The 24,536-nt window shown below is 57.4% G+C and carries 22 protein-coding genes and 4 pseudogenes; 15 read left to right on the forward strand and 11 right to left on the reverse strand.

Going from position 1 to position 24,536, the window contains the following annotated elements; all coding sequences use genetic code 11:
- Positions 1-1,045 precede the first annotated feature (1,045 nt).
- Complete coding sequence (locus tag AWB68_RS16260) at positions 1,046-1,696, forward strand: hypothetical protein (protein ID WP_087645383.1); 651 nt, start codon at positions 1,046-1,048, stop codon at positions 1,694-1,696.
- 447 nt (positions 1,697-2,143) lie between these two features.
- Positions 2,144-3,184, forward strand: a complete 1,041-nt coding sequence (locus tag AWB68_RS16265; protein ID WP_087645384.1) for a hypothetical protein — start codon at positions 2,144-2,146, stop codon at positions 3,182-3,184.
- Between the two features lie 133 nt (positions 3,185-3,317).
- Here the strand turns inward: AWB68_RS16265 and AWB68_RS16270 are convergent, their stop codons facing one another.
- From AWB68_RS16270 to AWB68_RS16275, 3 genes are all read right to left on the reverse strand, one after another.
- The gene (locus AWB68_RS16270; protein WP_087645385.1) at positions 3,318-3,590 is read right to left on the reverse strand and encodes a hypothetical protein; all 273 of its coding nucleotides are present in this window, start codon (positions 3,588-3,590) and stop codon (positions 3,318-3,320) included.
- 630 nt (positions 3,591-4,220) lie between these two features.
- On the reverse strand, positions 4,221-4,382 hold the full coding sequence (locus tag AWB68_RS48220; RefSeq protein WP_160110022.1) for a hypothetical protein: 162 nt from the start codon (positions 4,380-4,382) through the stop codon (positions 4,221-4,223).
- Positions 4,383-4,432: 50 nt separating this feature from the next.
- Positions 4,433-4,681 carry a hypothetical protein gene (locus AWB68_RS16275; protein WP_087645386.1) on the reverse strand — a complete coding sequence of 83 codons (249 nt, stop codon included), beginning with the start codon at positions 4,679-4,681 and terminating at the stop codon, positions 4,433-4,435.
- 392 nt (positions 4,682-5,073) lie between these two features.
- Between AWB68_RS16275 and AWB68_RS16280 the strand changes: the two genes are divergently transcribed.
- The 8 genes and pseudogenes from AWB68_RS16280 (at position 5,074) to AWB68_RS51995 (ending at position 15,339) form a co-directional block, all read left to right on the forward strand.
- Entirely contained in the window at positions 5,074-7,827 is a 2,754-nt protein-coding gene (locus AWB68_RS16280; protein WP_200828712.1) for a UvrD-helicase domain-containing protein, read from the forward strand.
- Positions 7,824-8,270, forward strand: a complete 447-nt coding sequence (locus AWB68_RS16285) for a hypothetical protein (protein ID WP_087645388.1) — start codon at positions 7,824-7,826, stop codon at positions 8,268-8,270. Before AWB68_RS16280 ends, AWB68_RS16285 begins: the two co-directional genes overlap by 4 nt.
- 720 nt (positions 8,271-8,990) lie before the next feature.
- Positions 8,991-10,403 carry a hypothetical protein gene (locus AWB68_RS16290; protein WP_087645389.1) on the forward strand — a complete coding sequence of 471 codons (1,413 nt, stop codon included), beginning with the start codon at positions 8,991-8,993 and terminating at the stop codon, positions 10,401-10,403.
- A 391-nt stretch (positions 10,404-10,794) separates the two neighbouring features.
- On the forward strand, positions 10,795-11,355 hold the full coding sequence (locus tag AWB68_RS49475; RefSeq protein WP_235028359.1) for an SIR2 family protein: 561 nt from the start codon (positions 10,795-10,797) through the stop codon (positions 11,353-11,355).
- Positions 11,349-12,356, forward strand: coding sequence for an SIR2 family protein (locus AWB68_RS49480; protein ID WP_235028360.1), 1,008 nt, complete (start codon positions 11,349-11,351; stop codon positions 12,354-12,356). Before AWB68_RS49475 ends, AWB68_RS49480 begins: the two co-directional genes overlap by 7 nt.
- Before the next feature lie 832 nt (positions 12,357-13,188).
- Positions 13,189-14,307 carry an XRE family transcriptional regulator gene (locus tag AWB68_RS16305; RefSeq protein WP_087645391.1) on the forward strand — a complete coding sequence of 373 codons (1,119 nt, stop codon included), beginning with the start codon at positions 13,189-13,191 and terminating at the stop codon, positions 14,305-14,307.
- 37 nt (positions 14,308-14,344) lie between these two features.
- Positions 14,345-14,632 (forward strand): annotated as a pseudogene (locus AWB68_RS51990) (toll/interleukin-1 receptor domain-containing protein); the annotation flags it as partial.
- A 443-nt stretch (positions 14,633-15,075) separates the two neighbouring features.
- A complete protein-coding gene (locus tag AWB68_RS51995) occupies positions 15,076-15,339 on the forward strand; it encodes a hypothetical protein (protein ID WP_510183570.1) in 264 nt (87 codons plus the stop codon).
- 94 nt (positions 15,340-15,433) lie between these two features.
- On the opposite strand, the gene AWB68_RS16315 is transcribed toward AWB68_RS51995, so the two are convergent.
- From AWB68_RS16315 to AWB68_RS16330, 4 genes and pseudogenes are all read right to left on the reverse strand, one after another.
- Positions 15,434-16,390, reverse strand: a complete 957-nt coding sequence (locus AWB68_RS16315) for a DUF2971 domain-containing protein (RefSeq protein WP_087645392.1) — start codon at positions 16,388-16,390, stop codon at positions 15,434-15,436.
- A gap of 70 nt (positions 16,391-16,460) precedes the next feature.
- Positions 16,461-18,266, reverse strand: coding sequence for an SNIPE associated domain-containing protein (locus AWB68_RS16320; RefSeq protein WP_235028361.1), 1,806 nt, complete (start codon positions 18,264-18,266; stop codon positions 16,461-16,463).
- A gap of 33 nt (positions 18,267-18,299) precedes the next feature.
- Positions 18,300-18,419 (reverse strand): annotated as a pseudogene (locus AWB68_RS16325) (H-NS family nucleoid-associated regulatory protein); the annotation flags it as partial.
- 18 nt (positions 18,420-18,437) lie between these two features.
- Complete coding sequence (locus AWB68_RS16330; RefSeq protein ID WP_087645394.1) at positions 18,438-18,644, reverse strand: hypothetical protein; 207 nt, start codon at positions 18,642-18,644, stop codon at positions 18,438-18,440.
- Between the two features lie 240 nt (positions 18,645-18,884).
- Here AWB68_RS16330 and AWB68_RS51410 point away from each other — a divergent pair.
- Positions 18,885-19,013 (forward strand): annotated as a pseudogene (locus AWB68_RS51410) (DUF1264 domain-containing protein); the annotation flags it as partial.
- Between the two features lie 167 nt (positions 19,014-19,180).
- Positions 19,181-19,399, forward strand: a complete 219-nt coding sequence (locus AWB68_RS16335) for a DUF2934 domain-containing protein (RefSeq protein WP_087645395.1) — start codon at positions 19,181-19,183, stop codon at positions 19,397-19,399.
- A 455-nt stretch (positions 19,400-19,854) separates the two neighbouring features.
- Here AWB68_RS16335 and arsN2 read toward each other — a convergent pair whose 3' ends face one another.
- The 3 genes from arsN2 to AWB68_RS16350 are packed head-to-tail and all read right to left on the reverse strand — an operon-like array spanning position 19,855 to position 22,293.
- Positions 19,855-20,289, reverse strand: a complete 435-nt coding sequence (arsN2, locus tag AWB68_RS16340; protein ID WP_087645396.1) for an arsenic resistance N-acetyltransferase ArsN2 — start codon at positions 20,287-20,289, stop codon at positions 19,855-19,857.
- Positions 20,290-20,323: 34 nt separating this feature from the next.
- Positions 20,324-21,586 (reverse strand): MFS transporter, encoded by a 1,263-nt coding sequence (locus AWB68_RS16345; RefSeq protein ID WP_087645397.1) that lies wholly within the window; start codon positions 21,584-21,586, stop codon positions 20,324-20,326.
- A gap of 5 nt (positions 21,587-21,591) precedes the next feature.
- Positions 21,592-22,293, reverse strand: a complete 702-nt coding sequence (locus AWB68_RS16350) for a hypothetical protein (protein ID WP_125482950.1) — start codon at positions 22,291-22,293, stop codon at positions 21,592-21,594.
- Between the two features lie 244 nt (positions 22,294-22,537).
- On the opposite strand from AWB68_RS16350, the pseudogene arsH reads away from it, so the two are divergent.
- The 3 genes and pseudogenes from arsH (at position 22,538) to AWB68_RS51415 (ending at position 23,793) form a co-directional block, all read left to right on the forward strand.
- Positions 22,538-23,228: pseudogene (arsH, locus tag AWB68_RS16355) on the forward strand (arsenical resistance protein ArsH).
- A gap of 10 nt (positions 23,229-23,238) precedes the next feature.
- A complete protein-coding gene (locus tag AWB68_RS16360) occupies positions 23,239-23,577 on the forward strand; it encodes an ArsR/SmtB family transcription factor (protein ID WP_087645399.1) in 339 nt (112 codons plus the stop codon).
- Positions 23,578-23,793 (forward strand): VOC family protein, encoded by a 216-nt coding sequence (locus tag AWB68_RS51415; protein WP_235028363.1) that lies wholly within the window; start codon positions 23,578-23,580, stop codon positions 23,791-23,793. It abuts the gene before it with no gap.
- 374 nt (positions 23,794-24,167) lie between these two features.
- Here the strand turns inward: AWB68_RS51415 and AWB68_RS16370 are convergent, their stop codons facing one another.
- The gene (locus tag AWB68_RS16370) at positions 24,168-24,509 is read right to left on the reverse strand and encodes an ArsR/SmtB family transcription factor (protein WP_087645400.1); all 342 of its coding nucleotides are present in this window, start codon (positions 24,507-24,509) and stop codon (positions 24,168-24,170) included.
- Positions 24,510-24,536: the final 27 nt, after the last annotated feature.

Here is a 24,536-nt window from a genome sequence, read left to right on the forward strand (position 1 = left end):
TCTAGTCGCGTACCACCATCTCATGCGCAGCGGTCACGTTCAGCCGGAATGAGCGGTCACGATCACCGGAATACGCAATGGAGCAGGCGTTAAGAGATTGCACGGACTTTCAGTTACGAAATTCCCGTGGTCGCTACACGCAGTGACCCCTCAATTGAAGGGGCACTTTGCTAGAGGCCATCGATGAGAGGAAGACGGGGTATTACGGCAGCCGACGTAGTGCGGGCTTGCGTGTCGCTGCGAAAGCAGCGCCGGCGAATCGGTCCCAAAAATGTGAGGCTTGAGCTTGGAAAAGGGAGCTATGAAACAATCGTGCGGCATTTGCGCATGCTGGCATTTCGGGACTGCAGCGACCGACAGTCTTGATATTGCTTAGGAACTAAGGTGGTGGGAGGAGCACTACGTGTCTCGTTTTGCATCTCTGAATCTACCTATGAGTGATTGAGGCCCGTGCGAACGGGCCTTTTCGTGGGTTTGCGCGCGTACTATCAGAATCGCCGCCTCTGCCGGACCTTTGCCCGCCAAAAACATGCGGGCGGCCCGCAAGCGCCTCTTGGTCGCCTCGTCCACCACTTTCTTTGCCACGGCATGCATCACCAATCAATCTCCCAGAGATACGACGCACCAGCATCGCATCGGTTGTCATCTTTTATGGAATTCTCAATAGTGGTCGCAAATGGGGCGTATGCATAGAGCTCGGCGCCGCTAGCAACATACTGCGTGTGCGAAATCGTGCCGGACCCTACTCACGACGCTTCGCGCCAGCGCCGCAACTGCTCGGCCTGTAGCTTGTCGCGCGCACGCCGCCCAATGTGCAGCATGCAACATGAGGATGCTGGCAGCGCTGGCGAACGCCGGTCGGTAATCGGGCTGTCAGATTCTCTGCGGCAGGTTGATGCCGCTCTGCATCGGGTGTAAGGTGGCGCGGTGTGAGCACGATTGCATGATTTTTTTGAGCTGCTCATGTCGGTCACTCGCTATGATGAGACAGCGGAGAGCGCCAAACACTAGGAACCGCAGTAGTGGCTGGGAGGGTGATATCCGTATGGCAGACAAGGCAAAGGCGCGCTACTTGATTTCGTCCGAGACCGCGCAGGAAAAAGCCGAACTTTTGCAGAAACTGGCCGGCGGCAAGAACGCGTTGCGCATCAATCAAGCGCTTGAAACCGTGGCGTTAGGATGCGGATTCGACGAGTGGCGCGAGTTGGTCGCTATTACCGCGAAGCTGGAGGCAGGCGAGGCGTATTCCCTCGGCGTCTCTGCGCTCATGCTGGCCGATGACCAGCACGTTGACGCGGAGACACTATTAGCTCGCCGCGCGCTTCAGCTAGAAGCCGTTCGAGGTGTCATCACATGTTCCTATGCCCGAGCGCGAGAGCTCGCGATGCAATGGGCGCTCTCCGGCACGTCGCATGGTCCCGAAACATCTACCACAGGAGCCATTCGCGCAGACTACAGAGAGGGCGACGACAAAACAGCAACTCAAGCAGACTACCGGGAGGGTGACGACAAAACAGGCCGCTCGGTCGTCGGTGACGACTCAGAACCGACGCTTGAGGACGTGCTTAACGATGCGTTGTTTGCGGCCACACAGGAGTCCGGTCCTGACGAACCTCCGTACGCGCCGCCTTCTACGCCCCCTGCACCAGTCGCGGTGAGCTACAAGAAGCGTCGCTTACCAGCCGATGAGAGGTAGGTTGTTGGCTGTGGTGGACGAATCGCCGCCGTGTTGGCCACTAAAAGCCAGCATGAGCTCTCGACAGTGGCGATGCGGCGAGCTTCACATACGAAGTTGCGGTCAATATTCAGGGTACCGCCACGGATTTCAAACGAGACCGTCGACGTGCTCGCCGTCGAACATTAGTCGGTATTCGAGTGTCAGGCTAACCGAGCACAGTGAGGCAGCTTAAGATGTTGCGAGATTCAGGTCATGTTCCTCTAACTTGGTTCTTGGTTTGCAGCGCATCGAGAACTCCACGGGCGCTCCCCCCTCAAGTTTCCGTCGGTCAGGCCGTTACAGTATTGAGTAAACGAAGCGACCGAGAGCAGCAAATGGAATACAGCCCCGAAGTCGGACGCGCAATTGGGGTGGGATTTGGTGCGCAGACTGCTGCTACGAATTCGATGTTCGAAAAAATAAGAAATGCTAGACGAGAGTTTATCCAAAGGCCTTGCGACCCGATTCTTCAATGAGCATGCCGAGTATTGTTTCGCTTTAGACCGCAACCGACTGCGATGCGAGGCCGATGCTCGTAAATTTGCGCATCATCCTGACAAGTGGAGGCAGTGGCTTCGGAGCATCGACGGCTCACTGGGCAAGACGCTTCTGTCGAAGGTTGAAAATGGCGGCAAGCGCAAGTTCTTGACTGTCTTCCACTATCTTGGCGCCCCCGATAGCAATCCGGTAACTGAATGGGACGAGCCAATCATCCCGATTATGTTTCGGTCGTACACTTACCCTGCAGCGCAAGTGGCTCATAGATTTCCCGACAGATGCTACGTAAGCAAGCATGCATTCGCTCGGCTGATACAGCGGCTTGGCGTGAGCGAGGGCTCGAAGCAGGGTACGTACGACTTCTACACTCTTAACGAAGAGCTTGTTCCATTGGTGACGTGGTCAACGGTCTGGATGATGTGCTTGATGGACGTCGTTCATCTTGCTCAACTTCCGAAAGAACTCCTCGCTTTTCCTATTCCATCTTCCAACGGAATGTTTTTCGCCACGTTGAACATGTCGAGGCCGATGCTGAACATTCGAACCTGGGTCCATGACCGGCAGTTATCGGCACGTCAGCGCTCGCTTAAGTCCAAGCTTCAGCAATCGCTGGATGAGTCAGAAGCGAATCTGATTTCGTGCATAGCGGACGACATGCGGCCGCCCGGTTGTGGTTTTGCGGTGAAAGCCGTTTGCAGTCGTCTAGCCAGCTTCTCGAACGAGTTGCTTGATGCGGCCTTTGAACATCTGAGTGACTCTCCGGAGAAGGCAGACTTGCAAGTGCTTGTCCGCAAAACGGTTGAGGCATTCAAGCTTTCCCCGGGCACGCTTGCCGCTTATCAATCGCTTAGTCGTGAGGCGTTTCTGGCAGCGTTTCGCCGACCAGATGGCGAGCAGCATCTCATCATGCTGCTCGAAAAGGCTGTTCAGAAGGACCCGAACCTCGCGGAAGCCTTCGGGTCCGATTGAGAGAGCCTTGCCGCGGGGGACTCTCGCGGGGCGGTGGCCGAGTGCCGTGATAGATGCGAATTAGCCCGAGCGAAGCGGGCTTCTTGGGTTCCTAGAACTGAAATTACGCGGCAGCGGAGGTCTTTGTTTACGGCTAGTCCTCAAACGGGTTGCCGGTGTCTTTCACTTCGGTATTGAGGTTGTATTCCGCACGCACGGCTTTCAGCACGCCCTCGATGTCGCGCTCGAAGCCGACCGCGTTGCCGAAGTTGGTCATGTTCCAGTTGCAACCTGTCTTATCAGGCTCCTGCAATCGCGGCCGCGGCACACGAATCTTCACGCCATCCTCGACGACTTCCTGCCGTCGATGGATTCGCCGGTTGACCTCCTGCTGTAGCTGCGAGGCATTGAGCGTCTTGCGTATCACCGGAGTCTCCTTCAGTTTGCTCAAGCCAGTCTAGCTCAAGTGAGGCGTTCTGAGACACGTCGCCCTGGTTCGTTCGGGGTACGCGCGGAAACTGAGTCGGTGTGGATAATGCACGGAATTTGGCGAAGTCGGTAACGGTAGAGTGATAGTGCGCGGTCTGCGTTGGTAGTGTGTCGACGTCGAATAGTTGATGAAAAATGTGGTCAAATAGATGATGAAAATTTCATTACCTGTTTGACCATCCACCTGGTTCACCGATTTGGCTTTGCTTTATGCAGTAAAGCGCCCCAGCCACTTCGGCGTCGGTGGGCTCCCTTTTTCACGCGGGGGAGTTAGACGGAATTCACACCCTGCTTTTTTTGGCAGCCTACCCCTTATAGGCACTGAACTTTCTGTGCCTTCAGCTGCCGTTGCGTGTCAGTTGCGCTCGTGCTCTACTGCCACCGCTTTCAAAGACCAGCACCCACTCCACCGCCCCGGCCGGATACTCCTCCGGCCATGCCTCTACCAGCAATCCCACTGCGTCCCGCATCCGCGACTCTGCCTTTTCGCCGTCCAGCCCTCCTTTGCGCCATCTGTCCCGATTGTTTCCACGATGCTCTGCGCGCAGGCCATCCTGTCGATTGCACGTCACAGGCGTTCGCGCATCTGGTCGCGCAGGCCAAGTTCGCGCGTGACGACCTCGACGTTCGCGGCGTCTGATAGCAGAAGGTTGAGTAGTTGCCGCTGGCGTCGCGCCCGGGCTAAGCCGGGCAGCCGCTGGGCGTTATCGTCGTGAGGTAGCGAGTCCATCCGCTGTGTAGCCGACCGCTTTATCCGGCTGAACGAAGGAGAGATGGCGACTATCTGTCTTTGGGCGGCTCTTGCCCGTCTGCAGGCAGGTCATCGCGCGACCAATATTCCTCCGTCTGACCCGCGAGAAAGGTCTTAGCCGCTGCTTGCTGCTTCAGCTTGTATTCAAGTACATCGGACTCTTTAAGCATTCCATCCGTCGCGGCCAGGATTTCATCTTGAACGAGCTTTGCAACATGCGCGCGGGCTACTGTTAGCAGTCGCGCGGCCTCTCCAAACGTGATGAATTGTTCCGGCATGGTGGCCAGCTCCGGAGTGAAGAAGTGGTTCGACGAACCTGCCACACAGTGTAGCCCCGCCGCGACATGACGTTTCGACTGCAGCAATGAGACGCCTCAACGCCCGCCGCGTCTGCGAATCCGAACAGGCACCCACCCATCCGTCGCGTTTCGCGTCGGCCCCGCGCACCGGAACTGCTCCGACCTCGAGCCCTGCCGCCACAGGCACAAGCCCACATTCTTACTCAACAACTAACGTTCCGTGTTAGTTGTCGCAGAAAAAAGCACCCGAAAAAGTGCGGTCGGGGCATGGCGCCGCAAGGCTTTGCTTCTTGCTCTCAAGTATCCTCTGCAGATTTGCAACCAGACAAAGAGACATGTCTCACGTTTTCGAGCCCACGACGTGGGGGCTAATGTTCACGCGTTCGCGTAAATGGCGCCTGAGCCTCGATAGTGACACCCAAGAGATTCACCTTTTGCTCGAAGGTGAGCGTTACCGGGTGCATCTCGGGAGCAGTGACGAGCCCGTCCTTGTCCATCCTGGGATTCTCTGGTCGGCGCTTACTCTCCGGATGGATGGGCTGGCTCCGACCCGCGTTGACGGTCTGCCCGCTGGACAGGTGCGCGTGCTTCAGAAGGCGATTGTTGATGGGAAGGCGGCCGCCCAGCGAGTAGCCCGTCAGAAGGAATTCAACGCGGTGTACGCGCAGATAAGCGCCTGGGTGTCCGGGCTGATACGCGGTGGCGACAGCATGCGGGCCCGGACGGGCTGGGTGCCTATGGAAGACCAACTGGAGATGCTGAAGTCGCGCCCCAAGGTCGCACTCAGTACCGACGCGTTGCTAAGTCATGTGCGTGACCCGGCGAATCGCGCTTCCCTTCCGGGCGACCCGAGGACGCTCAAGAGCATTCTGAAGTTTGACGACGACCAGTGGCTGTCTTTTTGCCGGATTTGTAACGTCGGTGGCCTGGATGACGAAAAGAACTGGCCGCGTGAGCTCTTTGACCACATCGAAAGCAAGCCCCTGACGCCAGACCAGATTCGCGCGGTTATGTGCTTCGAGAACAGGATGCTGGTTGTGGCGTCCGCGGGCTCCGGCAAGACCTCCACCATGGTGGCAAAAGCCGTGTACGCCGTGCACCGCGAGATAGTGACCCCCGACCGGATATTGCTTCTTGCGTTTAACGCGAAAGCTGCCGAGGAGCTGGGTGCTCGAAGCGAGACCGCGTTCAAGCGTGTTGGCCGGCCCGACGTCACTGTGGAGGCCAAGACTTTCCATAGTCTCGGACTGAGCATTATTGGCAAGGCAACGGGGCGAAAGCCAACCGTGCCGGACTGGGCGGTTGACGCCGCCGCTGGCATGCGCAAGCTTGTAGCGCTGGTCGACGGCCTGAAGGACCGCTCGACCGAGTTCAGGACAAGATGGGACCTTTTCCGCGTGGTGTTCGGCCGCGACCTGCCAAAGCCTGGCGCCGCATCAGCCGCTGACGGCTGGAACAAGGACGGCGTCGGCTACGTGCGGACGATTCGGGGCGAGCGCGTGCGAAGCCACGAGGAACGCCTGATTTGCGATTGGCTGTTCTACAACGGCGTCAATTACGAATATGAGCGTCGATATGAATTTGACACGGCGACCGCCGAGCACCGTCAATACGTTCCGGACTTCTACTACCCGGACATCGACGTCTACCACGAGCATCTGGCGCTCAATGCCGCCGGCCAGCCGCCGGCTGAGTTTGCCGGATACCTCGACGGTGTCGCCTGGAAGCGCGCCGAGCACGAACGGCGCGGCACAAGGCTGATAGAAACTACGTCACACCAGTTGCGAACGCGCTCGCTGGACGACGTTTTGGGGAAGCAGTTGACCGCGCTCGGCATCGCCCTTGACCCCAATCCCGACAGGCCGATACCGGACGGCGGGTTCCCGCCCATGGAGAGCGAGAAGCTCGTCGCGTTGGTTCGCATCTTTATGACTCACGCGAAGAGCAACTGCCTGAGCATTGATGCCTTGTTGCGCCGGCTGAATAGCGAGGGGGGCGACAGGTTCATCCACCGGCACAAGATGTTCCTTGAAATCGCCGCGCCGGTGCTTCGCGCCTGGGATGATGCGCTTGCTGCCGAGGATGGCATTGACTTCGAAGACATGCTGAACCAGGCAGCGGCTCACCTCGAAGCTGGTCGCTATGAATCACCGTATCACCTGTTGATGGCCGATGAATTCCAGGATGCATCCCGTGTTCGCGCGCGTCTGTGCCGCGCCTTGGTCAACCGTCGGGGGCGCTTCTTCTTTGCTGTCGGTGACGACTGGCAATCGATAAACCGGTTCGCCGGCTCAGATATCTCGGTCATGACCGGCTTTGCCGGCTGGTTCGGCTATTCGGAAGTGCTTAAGCTTGAGCAGACGTTCCGCTGCCCTCAGGAGCTTTGCGATATATCGAGCGGATTCATCGGGAAGAACCCAAACCAGATGAAGAAGAAGGTTCGCTCGGAGACGCCCGCGTTCGGGCCGGTCCTCAGGGCATTTCAGGTCGACAGCCGCGGTGAAATCAAGGACGCAATTGACGCGTATCTCGCGCAGCTTCACCGGGAGATGGTGGAAGGGGCCGTGCCTCTGGGCAAAGACGGGAAAGTGACGGTTTTCGTCCTTGGCCGGTACAACGCAGACAACTATTACGTACCGGACAACTGGCGTGGGCGATATGGTCGGTTTATCACGTTGTCTTTCACGAGCATGCATCGCTCGAAAGGAGCGGAGGCGGATTACGTCGTTTTGCCGGCCATGCTCACCCGCGCGTTCCCAAGCACAAGAGTGGATGACCCCGTTCTGGACATGGCGATGCCTACTGGTGACAAGTATCCGCTGAGCGAAGAACGACGATTGTTCTACGTCGCCCTAACCCGCGCGCGTCGAGGCGTAACGATGTTCACGGTGAAGGGGGAGTCGTCTTCCTTCCTGGATGAACTGGTCCGGGACAAGGCGGTGAAGGTGGAAGCGACCGGCGGCGACCTGGTTGAAGAAGAGCGTTGTCCCGCATGCGGAACCGGCGTAATCGTTTCACGCGAAGGCCGCTACGGCTTGTTCGAGGCATGTTCTGCCTACCCTCGGTGCGAGTACAAACCGCGCCGGGCAGCCAAGACCGCGCGAACACGTCAGTCAGCCATATGAGCAACGTCATATTCATGCCATGGATTGGCGCAAAGTACGAGGCCGAGGGATTTCGCGGTCTGCGAATACTTATCGTTGCCGAATCCCACTATGGAAGCAAACGAAGCGAACGGCCCACGGCAACACCGGAGCTCGTGAAGGCGCTCGGTCAACGGCTCAAGCATCCAGATGCGACTGCACGTCTGCGGAAACATCCGCACTTTGCGCGGATAGTCACAGCGGTTAGCGGTGCGGCAAGGGCGTCGATGCTCACAACGCAGGAACGGGCGGATTTTTGGGAACGGGTCTGCTACTACAACTTCCTTCAGGAATTCATGTCTGCTCCGCGCGTGCTCCCGCCGGCGAAATCCTGGACGCTGGCAAGGACGCCTTCCTGGAAGTTCTTGCTGCCGTGCAGCCGGATGTTGTTATCGCTTTCAGCAAGCGACTTGGCGCCCTGCTAAGACCCCTTTGCTGCGAGGTGCCGTTGGCGACGGTGCATCACCCCTCTACCGGCTTCGCTTACGCGAGGTGGCAGCCAGTTATTGCAACGACCTTGGATGATGCATATGCCCGCCGCCGTTCGTTGGGCGTTGGCGCTTGCGACTCAGGCCAAAGCCCGCAGTACGTGGCATGGCGAAGGGCATCGCGAAAGGCAAGGGCTGCCCACGGGCCCCACCTGCCACCAGACGTGCTTGCCGACGTTCACGCTCGGTGGGTCGTTGAGATGGCAGTAGCAAAGGCGGCGGCGAGGTAACCTACGAAGGGCTTTGTCCTTGATGGAGTTACCTGATTAGCATAGGGGTGTGTCGGCGGGATGCCTTTTCGATTAGCGCCACCGGTGAAAGAAGAATCAACCCCTCCACCGCCCCGGCGGGATAATCTTCCAGCCCGCCTTGCCAGCAACTCGACCGCTTCCCGCATGTGCACCCGAAGCGCTGCTTCTTTGTCGCTCGTGCCCGCGCTTCTCACCCCGATTGTTTCCAAAACTGATTGCGCTCAAGCGGCCCGGTCCATTGCTCGACGCAATCCGCCGTGTTTCCGCTAGGCCCATACGCCGGAACTGCCAAGGCCTCCAAACCCCTGCAGCTATAGCAAACTCAATTGAACCTGTTCCCCTCGAAGGCTGGCTCAGATACGCTTCGGGTTTTAGCCCAACGTCCATCGCTCAACGCACTTTATTCATGGCAACAACGAAGCTCCCACCCGGTAATCAGTTCGATTTCTACGTTCCATGCAAACCTGCTGCAAAGAAATTCTCAAAGCCGGCCGGAGTCAAGCCCTCGGCCTTCGTTGGGAGCAATTTCAAGGCGGCCGCTGCAGTGCCCTTTGGCAGCAAAGGCATTCTTCCCGGCACAGTTTCTATCTCCAACACCGAGTTCGCGGCGGCCATTCTCGAATGTGGCTACGGCCGGCGAGCGGATTGGAAGGCGCACCTTGCACTTAATCCGCGCGAACGTGCCGACTTGAGGTCCTATTTGAAAGCGCGTTTGGCTCTGGTTCTTGCATGTTTCCACATGGACGGAAAGTGCCGACTTCCTCGACCGTTTTACAAACGAGTCGAACAATCAGAAAAGGTAGCCTTGTCGTTCATATTGGGCAGCATGGGTGCATACCTCGCCGCGCGTAAATGGCTCAAGGCGGGCGATGACCCAATGAAGTTGTGTTTGCATGTCGGCATTTACGCGAAGGTCAGCCTCAAGCCGGAGCGTCTGGTGTCGTTTGCATCTACCTCGAAAAAGTCTCCGGATTTCCTTGTCGAGGCAGATTCGGGCGACTGGCACGTCTTCGAAAGCAAAGGAGGTGTTGCGTCGGAAAGGTGGGCGAGGATATGCGAAGGTCTGAAACAGCTGGAAGGTCTTCCGGCTATCGGTTGGGCCGGCTCCCCGACAATGCCCGTCAAAACGGCGGTTTGCGTGCACACCAGCGTCGACATCGGCAAGCCGTTGGCGTTTATGGCCGTGGACCCTCCGTCTGACGTTCAGGCAGGAGACGAGGGCTTTGTCCTCATAAAAAGCGCTGCTCGTGTTCTTCAAATCATCGAAGCCATCGAGCAATTCAAAGCGCTTAGAGCGGATGCGGGCGTCCAAATTCCGGAACAGGAAGGCTGGACCGTCGCGCCGACTTCGGTTTCGATGGATATGAAAATTGGAATTCCCAATCGGTATCTGCGAGCAGAAGGGTCACTTCTCCGTGCAGTGGCAGTGTTCTTGGCCGTGCGTGAGTTTTTGGAAAGGGAGCGTCCGGCCAGCAAGTGCGAGACATTCTCGGACCGTATGCGCCGGTCCGTTCGCTTGAAACTAAGAGCGAGTTCAAATGGCGAAGATGCGCTCGTTGTTCCGCCTGCTTGGCTGAACCGCAAGCTCAAGAGACTGCCACGCCATAGAGACGAAGGCCTTTTTCTTTCGGAGTGTGCTCGGGTCCTTCGATTCGAGAGGCTGTTGAAGTTCGTCGAAGTCGTTGATACCGAGCGCGTGAGGATTACGATTGCGGAAGGCCCTGACACGCTTCTTACTTCAGCGGGTCTTGTCCTCCTGGGAAATTCTGCGGGGGCTTCCACGATTGAGAATGTTCAGGACGCTACCTCACGCGGCTAATTGCCATATCTCGACGGCACATGGAGAGACTGCTCCTCAGGTAGCCATCGTTTTATTCATACGTGGCAGCTTGCTAACAGAGGTGACGGCCCAGCAGCGGCCCTCGCAGAATGGACCGTGGTTACGCGAGCCTCACTTATATCCCTCGCACCTAGGCCTTGACCGATACTATTTACGCGCTATGCGCTACATCACAGTTGCCTCATTCCTGCCAAACTACCGGGTTATTCGTCTTATAAACAACGTCACTGCGTTCTCGAACCCCAACGATGTTGAATGAGGCGGCCCAGGTCCTTTGAGCCAATGCTAGGGGCTGGCGCGGTTCCCGACGCAGATTTGCGGGAACGTCTTACAATTGGCCGGCCCTCTGTCCCGTGAACGCGCACGCCAAATGACAATCTCCGAAACCCTTGCGAAGCAACTCCAGGCGCATAACTCTGGCCCATTCCTGTTTGCCGGTTCCGGTCTGTCTCGGAGGTACTTAGGTCTCGACGACTGGGCGGGACTGTTGCGTCGTTTCTGCAGTCATATCAAGGCATACGAGTACTACCTGTCTTCAGCGAACGGCGACCTCCCGAAGGTCGCCGCAGCCATGGCAGAAGATTTCCACGAAGTCTGGTGGAGTCACGCCGACTACGCCGCGTCTCGAGAAAAGCACTCGAAGAAAATCACCGAGCGTACCGGGCCGCTCCGCGTTGAGATTTGCGATTATTTAAAGAGTGTGGGGCTCACCGACCTGAGCCAGAGCCAATATAGTGAAGAAATTGCCGCGCTGAGCAGGTTGAATGTCGACGGCATCATTACCACTAACTGGGATACGTTCCTGCAGTCGCTGTTTCCTGACTACCGGGTTTACGTGGGCCAGGACGAGCTTCTTTTCTCGAACCCGCAGTCGATTGGAGAAATCTACAAAATTCATGGGTGCGTGAACACCCCCGGAGTCTGGTGCTGACGCAACCTGACTATCAGGGCTTTAACGAGCGAAATGCATATCTTGCGGCCAAGCTGATTACTATTTTTGTCGAGCACCCCGTGATTTTTATGGGTTATTCGCTGAACGATGGGAACATCATTTCTCTATTGCGCGCAATCTGCGCCTGCATTGGCCAAGACAAGCTGCAGCAGCTGAATAACAACCTGATTTTCGTGCAGCGCGCGCGTGATGCTGAGCCGGAGTCCGTCTCCCAGACCATCATCGCCCTAGAAACGGTTCAAATCCCCATCACGCTTGTCAAAGCAAACTCGTTCACCGGAATCTTTGAAGCCATTGAATCGACGAAGCGGAAGATTCCGGCACGGGTGCTCCGATACTGCAAGGAGCAGCTCTACGAGTTGGTGAAAACGACCGAACCGCACGGCAAGTTGGTCGTGGTGGACGTAGACCAGGTTAACGGCCGCCGGGATATTGAATTCGTGGTCGGCGTCGGCGTAGCGGCAGAACGTGAGGAAGAAGAACGTCGTAGGCTTGGCGATGTAGGTTACAGGGGAATTACCCCGCTCGATTTGTTCCATGACCTTGTTTTCAGAGACAAGGGGTACGAGGCACCGAGGGTACTGGCGGAAGCTATGCCGCGCCTATCAAGAGGGCTAACATACCTGCCCGTATTTTTCCTGCTTCGTGCCGTAGGCATCACGTCTGCGGCACAATATGCGGCCTCCGGAATCGACGTTGATAAATACGTCGACTTGCCGCCGAATGCTTTCCAGTTGAAGAGTCTTAAGAAGGGGTTCATGCGCAACTACCGCGACATGACGGTCACAGAGATGATTCAGCGCAACACGCCCGAGATTGTCGCCCAGTATCTGCCGTTCACGAAGTGGACCCTGGACGACTACGGCACGATACACGCGTTCCTTGTGGCTCACGCTGACCGCTTCAGCAACTCGAACTATTCGACAGCATTCCGCAAGTTGGCCTGTCTGTATGACCGCGCTGCTTACGGCTGGGAATAATCACGCTGTGTGACGTAGAAGTGCGGCTGAGGGATGGGTATTTTAGACTTCCGATTTTTCGACCGCGTTCCGTGGTACGATAATCGGAAGCTCACTGCCCGTGGAGGCGCTCTTGTCGCAATCTCTACCTGGCTTTTCCCCGTTACCCAATCACTCTGACTGCCGGGTGGTATCCGGGCCGGCGCTAGTAGCTGCCCGGTTGCTTGAACTACATTCCAGCCTCGACGAGGCGCTGCTTAAGGATGTCAACGAGCACGGTTTTCGAGCTCGCCGGGAAGCGACTGCTTCTCATCCTCCTACGGCTGCTGGCACGTATCACTGGATTGGGTCTGTCTTCGCATTGCGCTCGAACTTGACCTTACGAGATTGGACGAAGCAGGACCTGCGGAACTGCCCGTTTATCGTGTCGCCGGACAAAGCGGTTGCAATCGCTGTAATGACGGGTGATTCAGACACCGGTCTGGTGGCTGGGCGTCCAACAAATCAGGCTCAGAAGGGCGCCGTCATTAGGCAGGCAGTGGCAAACAATCGACAGTCGGAGCTTTTCGATGGGACGCTCGTCTCCGCTGAGCTCGCGCGGTCCGGAGAAGGTACGCAGCTTTGGATTTTGCTATACCACGCGGGAGTTGGCGAAGATGGCAAGGAAGAGCTGCGAGCGGAGCTGTCTTTCCCCTCCCGCTTTGAACGCAAACAGATTGTTGGATGGCGGGAACGGATTGTCCTGAGCGCTATACGGCCCGACGGCGAAACAGACGTTCGCCACGACGTTCCGACTGCCCCAATCGACGTACCTGTCGAGCGCCGCACTGGTACTGCCTAACCCGAGAGCTAGATGTTTTTCAACCCGTCGAGACTGGAATTCGCCCGCACGCGACGCGGCTGGACGAAAGCGCGCCTCGCGAAAGAGCTGGGCCTGCAGGTTCGCTCAATTCAAGGCTATGAGTCCGGGGAGTACGCCCCGGACCTGGAGCGGCTGGCAGTCATCAGTAGCCTGCTCCGATTTCCCGTCGACTTCTTTTCTGGAGACGACCTCCCTTCCATTGCTCCGGACACCGCCAGCTTCCGCTCGATGTCCAAAATGTCAGCAACTTTAAGGTACACGGCGCTGGGCGCGGGCGTAACCGCTTTCCTGCTCAATGACTGGATAGAGGAGCGATTTCGGCTTCCCGAAGCCGACCTTCCGGACTTAAGCGACCTTTCTCCAGAAGACGCTGCCGCAACCTTGCGGCGGATGTGGGGCCTCGGCGAGGCTCCGATTGGGAATCTCGTTCATCTTCTTGAATCGCGCGGTGTGCGCATTTACTCCCTCGCAATCGAAGCGAGGGAGGTGGATGCATTCAGTGTTTGGCACCGCGGGCGCCCGTTTGTTTTCTTGAACACTATCAAATCTGCGGAACACAGCCGGTTTGATGCGGCACACGAGCTGGGTCACCTCGTGCGTGACCGGCACAGCATGCTCCATGGAGAAGCACATAGTCCTGACATGGAACGCGAGGCGAACGCGTTTGCTTCGGCTTTCCTGATGCCAAGGGCAAGTGTGATTGCGCGCAAAGTTGGGCTGCTGACTCTCGACAAACTGATTGAGCTAAAGCGGATATGGGGGGTGTCAGTCGCTGCCTTAGCGTTCAGAATGAATCAACTGGGGATGTTCTCCGAGTGGACATATCGGAATCTCTGCATCCAGATTGCAAAGAACGGGTACCGGACCTCGGAACCCAGTCCTATGCGGCCGGAAGTCTCACAATTGCTTCGCAAGGTATTCGACTCACTTCGCAGTGAAGGCGTTACCCGCGGTGCGATGGCGAATCAGCTGTGCCTTGCGCAGAAAGACATCGACAATCTCACATTCGGTCTTGCGCTGTCGAGTGTCGCGACCGGCGATGGGGGAGACCGGACGATGGCAAAGGCTACGCACACGCCGACCACTGCTCGTCTTCGGATGGTGAGCTAGGCATCATCGGAAAATGATAGACCGTCAGCCCTACCGCATGGATACAAGATGGCCTCTCTGTTTTTTTTCGTATTCGCATGTCGACGAACGGCTTCGCGACCAGTTGGAAATTCACCTCGCTCAGCTAAAGCGGGACGGCCTCATTGAAGCCTGGCACGACCGACGCATTCTCGCGGGCTCGAATCTCGACGACAGCATTAACGAGCAGCTTCAGGCTGCTGATATCGTGCTGCTGCTTGTCAGTCCGGATTTCATCAATTCCGACTACTGCTATTCACGCGAGATGGCGCTCGCGCTGGAGCGTCAGGCACGCAAGGAAGCGCACGTGCTCGCTGTGATTCTTCGCGCGTGCGACTGGACGAGTTCGCCGCTTGGCAAGCTGCTCGCGTTCCCGACCGACGCGCGCGCTGTAACGTCGTGGCCGAATCAGGACGAAGCATTTACAGATGTCGCAAAGGCGATTCGCAAGGTTGTCAATTCGCTGGCGTCCAAGAATGCGGTTGCCGCGACGACCATTCGTCCGGCTCCTGTTGCTAGCGCTGCCGCACCTGCCGGGGCCTCCGCTGTGCCAGCGCCCGAGCCGCTTCCCAGGTCGAGCAACCTGAGATTAAAGAAAGAATTTTCTGACTTGGACCGCGATGTATTCATCAAGGACAGCTTCGATTTCATGGCCCGCTTCTTCGAGGGCAGCCTTCAGGAGCTGGAAGCGCGCCACCTGATTTCAAAGGTCGGTTTGAGCGAATTGACTCGCGCAAATTTACGGCCAGCATCTACAAAGGCGGGAAGGCCGTCGCGCAATGCACTGTCGCCCTCGGCGCGTTCGGGCGGGCGACTGGCGGAATCACGTACTCCGACCAAGTCTCGACTCACGCGAACAGCTACAACGAAGCGCTAACGGTCGGCGCGGATACCCAGCAGCTGTTTTTCAAGCAAATGATGAACATGACAGGCGGTGACGCGCGCGACCAGCTCTCAGCGCAGGGAGCCGCGGAGTATTATTGGTCGCGTCTCATTGAACGCCTTCAGGGTTAGACGCGTTTGGCCGCACCGGCACTTGGTTGGCTGGAAGCTCTGCTCAAACATTATCTTCTCCCGTCAGGGCTTGCCGAAGGTATGTCAGAAAGCCCTAGACTTGCGACCCCGTAATTTTGCCAATCGCTTCAGTCGGTTCGAATTCGAATCCGTCGAAAAGATAGTGAGTCGAATCACGCACGCCACAAGCTTCAATTTCAGCGAGGTCCATTTCATAGCGGCGGAGCTTGAAGCCATCATCGCGGCTCGCCATCTGGTAAAACTTGATGTCGTCAGCTGCTCCCGACATCAGCTTGACTATCGTTGTTGAAATCGAAACATCGCAACGCAAGCCGAAATGAACCGACTCAATGTGGAACGGTCGTCCATCGGTGCCGTTGGCTTTGGACACAGCACGCCAATCCTTTTCGTATCGCCACTGAGGGGCCTTTGCGTAGAAGTATTGTTGGAATACTTTATCCCGGGCTGCGGTGGAGCGTCCAATCATCCACTCAATTAGGTCGCTGACCTTCATATATCTTGATGAGCGATAGTTCACGGGTCCAAGTTGCTTGCACCGGTGGTCATCGGTCGAATACCCGATACAGAGTCCGTTGTGCTCTTCGGCATAGTGACTCCACATAAGTGGGCAATCCCAGCGCTCCGCTAGCGAAAGGACGCCATGCCCTTGATATCGCAAATTCACATAGTCGGTGATATCTCGGACCAAAAACCGGACGTAGGTGTCAGTTCCCTCGCCGTTGTCGTTGTAGGTTCCACCGTATTCGGTCGCGTTGTACCGGTACTCGCCCAACTGACGAGCCGCTTTCTCACGGGCGGCGTCCTGCGAATCACCTCGCGCCTGGTGGCTTCGAACGGCCACGCGTTTCCACAAGCGCTCGACCTCACTCATATCTACATCTGAGACAACTGCAGGGTTACAGTCGAACGGGTCGTTAAATGTCTCTGGTCGAGCAAAGTAGACTTCGGCTTCCGAGAACATTCGCAAAGTGTTTTTCGAAAACGCGCGATATTTGTAGAGTCTTCGAGGCAGGGATTTTTCGTTAGCCATATCTTTCGTTCAGTGTTAATGCAAATGGCTCTACACAGAGTCGAGCGGGTAGCATTCCAACGTCCCATGCTCATGGCGCGACAGCCTGCGCTTCGACGACCACGTCTTCCTCGTCTCCCAACGCGGCCTCATAGGCAATCTGTTGCCGGAACCACTTGTTACGAAGTTCCGGGTCAGACTCAATCTGACGGCCAATCGCGAGGCTTTCGCGATACTCCGCCGCCGTAGCCGCCATCGTCCACGTGACGTTCAAGCCCATGTCCTCGACTGTCGCGCGCAAGTCTGCCAGGCCCACGCGGAAAAACTCCTTCCGCGGGTTCACCTTGTTCACTTGGGCTTCGACGAACTTTCGGTGGAGGGTTTTTTCAAGGTCAGGCGCATTCTCGGACCAAATCATCGCATGAACATCGAATGCAAAGGGAACGCTGGCATCGCCGAGTTCGCGAACTCGGTCCATAGGTTCAAGGCGCCTTGTAAGCCCCACCTTGTAGACATGTTCCCCAAAGGAGCCGACGTTCGAGATGATGTAGACATGGCCTGCTTTCGTTTGTTGGGCCATGGACAGCGCGCGCTGGTTCTTTTCCTCTACCTGGCGGAGCTTCTCAGCAAGCTCGGCCAACTGGGCCTCGAACTGCGCCTTCTGCTCTTCCGTGGCACGGGCAATCTGACCTTGCGCCTTTTCCATTGCGCGTCGAATCGACTCTTCTTCCTTTGCAGCGTCGCGCATAGCGCGCTCATACTCACGTCGTGCCTTCTCTTCCTCGCGCATCTGCTCGCGAATCTGACGCTGTTCTTCTTTCTCGCGCTCGCGCAACTCGTGCGTGCGGACTGCCCACACGAGCTCCTCAATGCGCGCGTCCAGATACTCTTTCAGTATTCGTGCGTTGCGGAAGGCTGCGCCGTTATGATTGACGAGCGCGGCCGCGTCCTTAATTTCTTGCTGAAGGGTGCCGAAGTTATCGACTTTGGCTCGCGAGAGTATTGAGTCGACTTTTCCGTTGAACGCGTCGACGACAAACCGGATGGCGGTGTCACGACGCTGCTTCTCGACGTAGTCGCAATCGGCGGCTCTCTTTTGCGTTGTCATCAGTTTGGAGTAGTCCCGCACGAGCTTGAGCTGTTTTCCGGCTTCGGTGTGCGAGTAAGTTTCAGCCAAGTCGTCGAGTAGGCTGTGACTCGGAACCATGTACGACTCGCCATAACCGTCAACAACGTTCTTCATGGCGGCAACGGTTGCGGTCAGCCGGTCAGCATTTTCCAGTGCACGAAGTGCGTCGCCGCCTATCTCTTCGGCACGTTTGCGAGCGTCTTCGATGACTTTCGCCGCCTGAAGACTCGCACGTGAAACCATCTGCTCGGCTTCACCGCGCTTCTGCTTGGTGTCGACTTGCGCGTCCGAGATTAAGCGCGACGCCTCTTCCTGGGCGGCGGCAAGTGCTTCCGCCGCGCTGGCCTGTGCCGATGCTAATACCTCGGCGGCTTCATTCCGAATCCGCTCCGCTTCGTTAGCCGTATCGCGGATATCAACGAAACGTGACAGCGATTCCCTGTCCGCTTCTGAAGCTGCCAGACGGTCCTCCAAAGTTGAGATATCTCGGGAATTGCGATTATCGTTCTCATCCTTTGCCGCGCGCAACGCGTTGAATCGCGACAGAAGGTCGTCTGACTCGGTGCGGATTTTGCGCAGCGCTTTAGAAACAACGCCATAACGCCAAAGCAGCATTACAACTGCGATAGCAAGAGCAACGGCCGTCAGTGTCATGTTAGTTTGAAGAACGGTTGAATGCGTGTGCCGGACGCTGACATGCCCGGCTCCTTCTTGCTCGGTACCACGCGAAACGGGCTGCATCGCGGAGACAAAACCGATAGCGGGCATGGCGCGGTGCAGGGCTCTAGAATTGAGTCAGCCAACCAGAAACTTTTTGCGGTCCTTTGCTGCCGCGAGCCATGCAGGTACTCGTCCGCGACCGCTCCAGGTCGCGCGGGACTTTGCGTCGCGATACATCGCCGGTTGCGGACCCCGGACATACGGCGGCATCAACTCCGGCTACGGATTGATGAAGGCCAGCAGTTCGGGCAGTTTCCAGTCTTTCAGTCGCTCGTCGAGAAGGTTGTCGAAAACCTTGTAGTAGAGACTTACGCAAGACGGATTGCTACTGTCGTAAAACCCGAACTGAGCGTCAACGAGAGCTTCCGCGGCCTGTTCGGCCGATTCGAACGAGCGTCGTGCTTCTTCTCTAGTAATTTCTTGCATGTAAAACTCTCGCAATTAAACGTTTTCTGGCTCTTATACATATCGGCGCAGCTCTTGTTTTCTTTAATCTTGCCCTGACGCGACACCTAGTCCATAGATGTCGATGGATGCGCTAGCGAATCGCTCTTGACCGCTTCAAAGCGGTGCGGTCTGAAACGTGCGCCGCCCTTGTCGAGGGAACGGTCGCCGTAACCTGTCGGCTGCCTTCGTGCGCGCACAGCCATCGCGCGCTGTAATCCAATGACATTGAGGAGAAAAGCGTACGGGAAGGCGTGGCACACCTGGCAGATTGACAAAGATGCTGCCCTACCGCTCGGCATATACGCATCGCGCGTACGAACGAGCCCGCAAAGAGGAAGCGCGCTTGGGGAACGAGTTACTTCCCGGCGAACTTCCGACGACCGCGCAACGAAGGCGCGTGACTTCATCGACTCCGCTTACCGCGTTCGCGTTCCGCGCTATCTATTACGCGCCGACGGGCGCACCATCGTCATTCAAACATCGACCAAATCGAATGCGAAACAACGAGGTGTTACATGGCTTCCACAGTTTTTGAAGGCCACATCCGCTCGCGCGCATATGAGTTATGGCTGGAGGCAGGCAGCCCGGAGGGGCGTGCCGAGGATTTTTGGGAGCAGGCGCGTTTGCAACTGACGGAGCAGGAGGCTCCCACTCAAGAAGACATATTCGCGGACTCTGATGAGTTTGCATCCGCGTCCTCCGTAAAGGCAGAGACTGGCGACAAGCGGCCGTGACATTCACGGCCGCTTGTACGCGCTTTTGACGCCGCGCGTATTTTTATCGTCAGTCACCGCCAGGTCGTCGAGGCTTCATTTAGCAGTTACCTCGGACGACCGAGGTTCCAACCTGTGTTTGACGGGTGTTTCATAGCCCGAGAGGCAAGCCTGTCCAGAAACGTATCGGTGGCTTTCGGCATCGGCTCCACGGCGGTTAGTCCAGCCTGCCCTGTTCAGCAAGTTCGACTAGGGTCAACATGACGGTCGTCTACAGCCCGGCGAGCGGCGAGAGCGAGGCCATTGTGTACGAGTTCATCAACCAGGACGGTTCTTAGTTGCTCAATTACGCGTCGTTTTGACAGAGTAATCGAAGTCGTGCAGGCGCGCGGATTTGCCTGGAGAGCGGTCGGCGCTGTTGCAACCGCTTAACCAGGCGGGGCGTCAAGCGCTCCTCGCTTCCTTCGAGATAAACGTCAAAGTGCCTTCTTGAAGCAAACAGCGCTCGCCGGGCACAATTGCGAAAATTGCGTACTTGCGCGCAAATCTGCAGGCGCGATGTCTCGCTCGACAATTGTGTAGCCTGCTCGCGAAAGTAAGTCCGCAGCAGTTGTAGTGAGCAACCAAAGCTCACTAACGCCCGCAGCCCGCGCGAGGTTTTCGGCGTGAGCCAGCAGGCGACCTCCCAGTCCGGCATTGCGAGCACGGTTCGCTACCACCAGTGACCGCAGCAACGCGCTGCGACCAAAACGCTCAAGACAAACGCTGCCAACAATCTTGCCGCGCGCGTCTTCCGCTACCAGGAAGTCCACGATTAGCGCTGCATCCACATCGGCGACCGGCAGTTCGTTCTCTGCGAGCAACGCTCTGATGGAAACGATGTCATCGCTTCGAGCGGCACGTATTTTCATAGTCGATTTGTCCCTGAATAGCTCGGACGTGAAGTTAGGCGGTTCCGGGTGCCATGCGTCCACTGAACCGAACAGCCACAAAGAATGCAATCGCCGACAGTATCGACACGAAAAACACTGTCCACTCGACTGCCAGGTATCCATGCGTGAAGCTCCAGATGCTGGCGGCGGCAATCGGAGCGATTCCCTTGGCGACGTTTGATGGAAACGAAAGCATACCGCTAACCGCGCCATATCCCTCAGTCCACATCAGGTCCTGGACGATGGTGCCGCGGAGGATAGTCATCATGCCATTCGCGGCGCCGTAGCAAAGTGCAAACAACCATAGCAGCGTGGCCGAATCACCAGCGCCTATTAAGATAAGAGTGGAGACCGGGAAGAGCGTGACGATGATGATGCCCACGGTGCTGATATGCACCCCTCGACCGAACCCGAACCAGATTGCTCGAGCGGCCACCTGAGCCGGTCCGATGAGTGCCATCGTTGTCACGAGCACCGCGTTGGACACGCCGCGCTCGACCATGAGCGGCACCAGATGGAACGTGAGTGCCGCGAACGTCGCGTAGTAGGCGGTGAAGCAGACGGCGAGCGCCCAGAAAATCGGTGAACTGAGCGCGCGACGTGTGGCCGCATCATTCGCCAGCTTGACCTCGGTACTGTTAGGCCGTGACCCGACGTCGAACTTCGACGAACGGATTGCCAGCACGTGGATAGGCAGGCAGACGAGGAGGTTCAGTGCAGCCAGGACAACAAGCGACGTGCGCCATCCGACCGCGCCAATGAGCAACTGAGTCAACGGAATAAAAACCGTGCTGGCGAATCCGGCTACCAGAGTAATCAGTGTGATTTTGTTTCGGAAGCTTCGCGGGTACCGATGCGTCACAACGGCGAAGACAGGGTCGTAGAAGGTGGCAGCCATCGAAATCCCGAGACCTATCCATACAACGAAGAGGACAGTCAGCGAATGCGCGCCCGCCCAGAACAGCAGCATGGCCGCGGAGATGACCGACCCGATGGCCATGATGCGGCGCCCGAGTCCATGGTCAATCCAACGCCCGATGGGATAGGCCGCGAATCCTGAAACCAGTAACCCCACCGAGAGCGCGGCGTTCATCGCGGTCCGGCTCCAGCCCATGGTTTGCTCCATGGGAACGACCAGCAGGGAAAAGGAATAATAAACGGAGCCCCAGGACACCAGTTGTGCCAGCGCCAAGGCCCAAGTCACAAGCCTGTCCTGACTGTCGGTTGGTGCGGTCTCACCACTAGCGCTCTCGTCCCGATTCGATATTGTGCTCAATTTCTTCAGCCTCTCATCTGGCTAAGTGTGTTGACGGCGGTAGCGCCGGTGCGAAAGGCGTCGCAGCAAAAGAATGTGGTCGAAGCTAGTCTGTGGGCGATGACGGTGCCGACCCGCTCATGGAGGAGGTGACTATCGCGCGCCGACGCCATAGGCGGGGTTGTTTGTACAGCGCCGAGAAAGCCAACTCCCTCCCGTTCGCAATACCGCCGAACGCGTAGCGCGATGAGCCTTTCTCGCAGCCGCGTGAACACCCCAGTGACGCCGCCTTTCTCATGACGCGTGGTCAATGCGACAAAAAACTTGGACCCTTCATCGGCGAGGCGATTGTGGACTCGCAGCAGCGGTGTCTTCCAGTCACGCAGCGGCCATACATGGCTCAGGACTTGTGCATCCATGACAAGGACAGCAGCAGCTGAGCCATCCACAGCCAGGAATCGCGCTAGCTCGAGTTTGTCGTCAACTGCGGCTGTCAACGCAATCGCCGAGGTGGCGTATCCGGTTTGAGATTCAAACGCCCTTGCCACGTCGGTTGGAAGCGACCCGCGCCATGACTCCGTCGTGGCGCGACCGCTGCCAAGATGTGGCGCCGCGTTAGCGGTTCGCCCGTGTGCCATCAGCATGATGAATCCCTGCATGGAACGGCAATGCCACCCTCCCGACACTGGCAAGAGCGAATCAGTCGATGCTTGGTCTACGCAGTTCATGGCCGCCTCCGAAGATTTCACATTTCCAGAATACCGGAAATGTCGTAGAATACAAGTAACGAAGTGAGGAAGGTCGTGTTCCTTAGGCGCTGCAAAGCGCCTTGAATCGACCGAACACCTCCATATAATTGGAAATGTCACATAGCAGGGTAATGAGATGACAGTTCAAGCACTCAAGGGCGACCATGGCTTTCCGGCCGCCAGGACAAATTTTTTCGACACGGAGATTGCGGCGCGTCTTGGCATGGAGGGGCAGCCGCCGGTCAGGATTCTGCTGCTCTACGGCTCTCTGCGTGAGCGGTCGTATTCGCGGTTGCTTGTCGAAGAAGCCGCTCGCCTGTTGCAGACGTTCGGCGCGGAGACGCGCATTTTCGACCCGTGCGGTCTGCCACACGCGGACGACATCGACGTGAAGAACCATCCCAAGGTGAGAGAGCTGCTCGAGATGTCGCTGTGGTCAGAGGGGCACGTGTGGTGCAGCCCGGAGCGCCACGGCACCATCACCGGTCTGATAAAGACGCAGATTGACCACCTCCCGCTCGTCAGCGGAGGCATCCGTCCGACACAGGGACGCACGCTTGCCGTCATGCAAGTCAGTGGTGGCTCGCAGTCCTTCAACTCGGTTAATCAACTGCGTCAGCTTGGCAGGTGGATGCGGATGTTCACCATCCCCAACCAGAGTTCTGTCGCAAAGGCGTTCGAAGAGTTCGAAGAAGACGGCCGGATGAAGCCGTCCTCGTACTACGACCGCCTGGTCGACGTTATGGAGGAACTGGTCAAGTTCACTCTTCTGCTCCGCGGCCGCGCCGACTAATCTCGTAGACCGATACAGCGAACGCGTGAAGGAAGACCGTCCGCTCGACCCAGCGACCGACCTGGCCTCCCAGGCAATCGCTGACCATTCGCGAAAAGAAGTGCAGACGAGCAACCAATAAGAGGCACGTCATGGCAACGCTGGATTCGAAGCTGGCAGTCAAGGCGCTTGCAGCGCTCGCACATGAAACCCGTCTCGCGGTCTTCCGTCTTTTGGTGACAGCTGGACGCTCGGGTATGAGTCCAGGAGCAATTGCCGAAAAGCTGGGCCTTCCGGCGCCCACGCTGTCATTTCACCTGAAGGAGCTCGCTCACGCGGAGCTCATTGAAGGCAAGAGTCAAGGCCGGTTCATCATCTACTGCGCCAGCTATGACCACATGCAGACGCTCATGGATTTCCTGATGGAAAACTGCTGCGCGGCGGAGCAAGCAGAGCAATGCGGCTGCGCGACCAACGAAACGGAGGCGTAAATGAAGCGATTTCACGTACACGTTGTTGTCCCTAAGCTCGACGAAAGCGTGCAGTTTTACAGCAGCATGTTCGGCGCGGAACCGTCAGTGCTCAAGGACGATTACGCGAAGTGGATGCTTGAGGACCCGCGCATGAACTTCGCCATTTCGGCGCGTGGCGGTGAAGTAGGTGTCAATCACTTGGGGTTTCAAGTGGCGATAGCGACGAGGAGCTGACAGCTTTTCGCGAACAGGTCGTTGCCGGTAGCGTCGCGGTACAGGACCAACCTGGCGCCCAGTGCTGCTACGCCAGCTCGACCAAGTACTGGACGCAGGACCCGGCTGGCGTCCCGCGGGAGACGTATCACACCTTGGCGGCATCGCGATGTTCGGAGCGGACAGCCGGGAGTCGGCCGCCTCTGGAGCGGGCGGGGCCTGCTGTGCACCGGTTACCTCGATTCCAGCTGTGATTGAGAAAAAAGTCGGCTGCTGCTGATTCGCGGCAACAAAGGAAAACGGCCGCCCAAGGTTACGAGGCGGCCGTTGTGGTTGGATACTGATGCGGATGATGCAATTGTGTTCTGCGCGATTTACCGCAGTAAAGCGCCTGTTCATGCGGTCACGGGCTTGCACTTCACTTTCTTGGCGGGCTTGCATGCAGCCGAGTCCACTCCCTGGCAGCAGTTCTCAGTCAGAAAGCCAAGCAGGTCGTTCATGTGCTCGATTTCGGGCCCGTAATATACGAAGCGCCCTTCCTGCCGAGACGTTACCAAGCCGGCGTGCGTCAACTCCTTGAGATGGAAGGAGAGAGTCGCGCTAGCCAGGTCCAGGTGCTCCTGGATGACTCCGACGTTAAGACCCTCCGGCCCGGCCGTGACCAGCAGGCGAAAGATAGCCAGGCGCGTCGGCTGTGCGAGCGCGGCCAAAGCTTTGATGGCGTCTTTTTCCTTCATAAGGGCTCTGTCTTCAAGGTTATGTGC

This window comes from Caballeronia choica (genome assembly GCF_001544535.1).
GTDB classification, from domain to species: Bacteria; Pseudomonadota; Gammaproteobacteria; order Burkholderiales; family Burkholderiaceae; genus Caballeronia; species Caballeronia choica.

Bases quoted from the DNA above. Each gene is read 5' to 3' on its own strand.
- AWB68_RS16360 (WP_087645399.1), top strand. From the start codon at position 23,239: ATGGCAACGCTGGATTCGAAGCTGGCAGTCAAGGCGCTTGCAGCGCTC.
- AWB68_RS16280 (WP_200828712.1), top strand. From the start codon at position 5,074: ATGTTCACGCGTTCGCGTAAATGGCGCCTGAGCCTCGATAGTGACACC.
- AWB68_RS16305 (WP_087645391.1), top strand. From the start codon at position 13,189: ATGTTTTTCAACCCGTCGAGACTGGAATTCGCCCGCACGCGACGCGGC.
- AWB68_RS48220 (WP_160110022.1), bottom strand. From the start codon at position 4,382: ATGGACTCGCTACCTCACGACGATAACGCCCAGCGGCTGCCCGGCTTA.
- AWB68_RS16290 (WP_087645389.1), top strand. From the start codon at position 8,991: ATGGCAACAACGAAGCTCCCACCCGGTAATCAGTTCGATTTCTACGTT.
- AWB68_RS16275 (WP_087645386.1), bottom strand. From the start codon at position 4,681: ATGCCGGAACAATTCATCACGTTTGGAGAGGCCGCGCGACTGCTAACA.
- AWB68_RS16335 (WP_087645395.1), top strand. From the start codon at position 19,181: ATGGCTTCCACAGTTTTTGAAGGCCACATCCGCTCGCGCGCATATGAG.
- arsN2 (WP_087645396.1), bottom strand. From the start codon at position 20,289: ATGAAAATACGTGCCGCTCGAAGCGATGACATCGTTTCCATCAGAGCG.
- AWB68_RS16330 (WP_087645394.1), bottom strand. From the start codon at position 18,644: ATGCAAGAAATTACTAGAGAAGAAGCACGACGCTCGTTCGAATCGGCC.
- AWB68_RS16370 (WP_087645400.1), bottom strand. From the start codon at position 24,509: ATGAAGGAAAAAGACGCCATCAAAGCTTTGGCCGCGCTCGCACAGCCG.
- AWB68_RS49475 (WP_235028359.1), top strand. From the start codon at position 10,795: ATGACAATCTCCGAAACCCTTGCGAAGCAACTCCAGGCGCATAACTCT.
- AWB68_RS16285 (WP_087645388.1), top strand. From the start codon at position 7,824: ATGAGCAACGTCATATTCATGCCATGGATTGGCGCAAAGTACGAGGCC.
- AWB68_RS16315 (WP_087645392.1), bottom strand. From the start codon at position 16,390: ATGGCTAACGAAAAATCCCTGCCTCGAAGACTCTACAAATATCGCGCG.
- AWB68_RS16350 (WP_125482950.1), bottom strand. From the start codon at position 22,293: ATGAACTGCGTAGACCAAGCATCGACTGATTCGCTCTTGCCAGTGTCG.
- AWB68_RS16265 (WP_087645384.1), top strand. From the start codon at position 2,144: ATGCTAGACGAGAGTTTATCCAAAGGCCTTGCGACCCGATTCTTCAAT.
- AWB68_RS51415 (WP_235028363.1), top strand. From the start codon at position 23,578: ATGAAGCGATTTCACGTACACGTTGTTGTCCCTAAGCTCGACGAAAGC.
- AWB68_RS16260 (WP_087645383.1), top strand. From the start codon at position 1,046: ATGGCAGACAAGGCAAAGGCGCGCTACTTGATTTCGTCCGAGACCGCG.
- AWB68_RS16320 (WP_235028361.1), bottom strand. From the start codon at position 18,266: ATGCCCGCTATCGGTTTTGTCTCCGCGATGCAGCCCGTTTCGCGTGGT.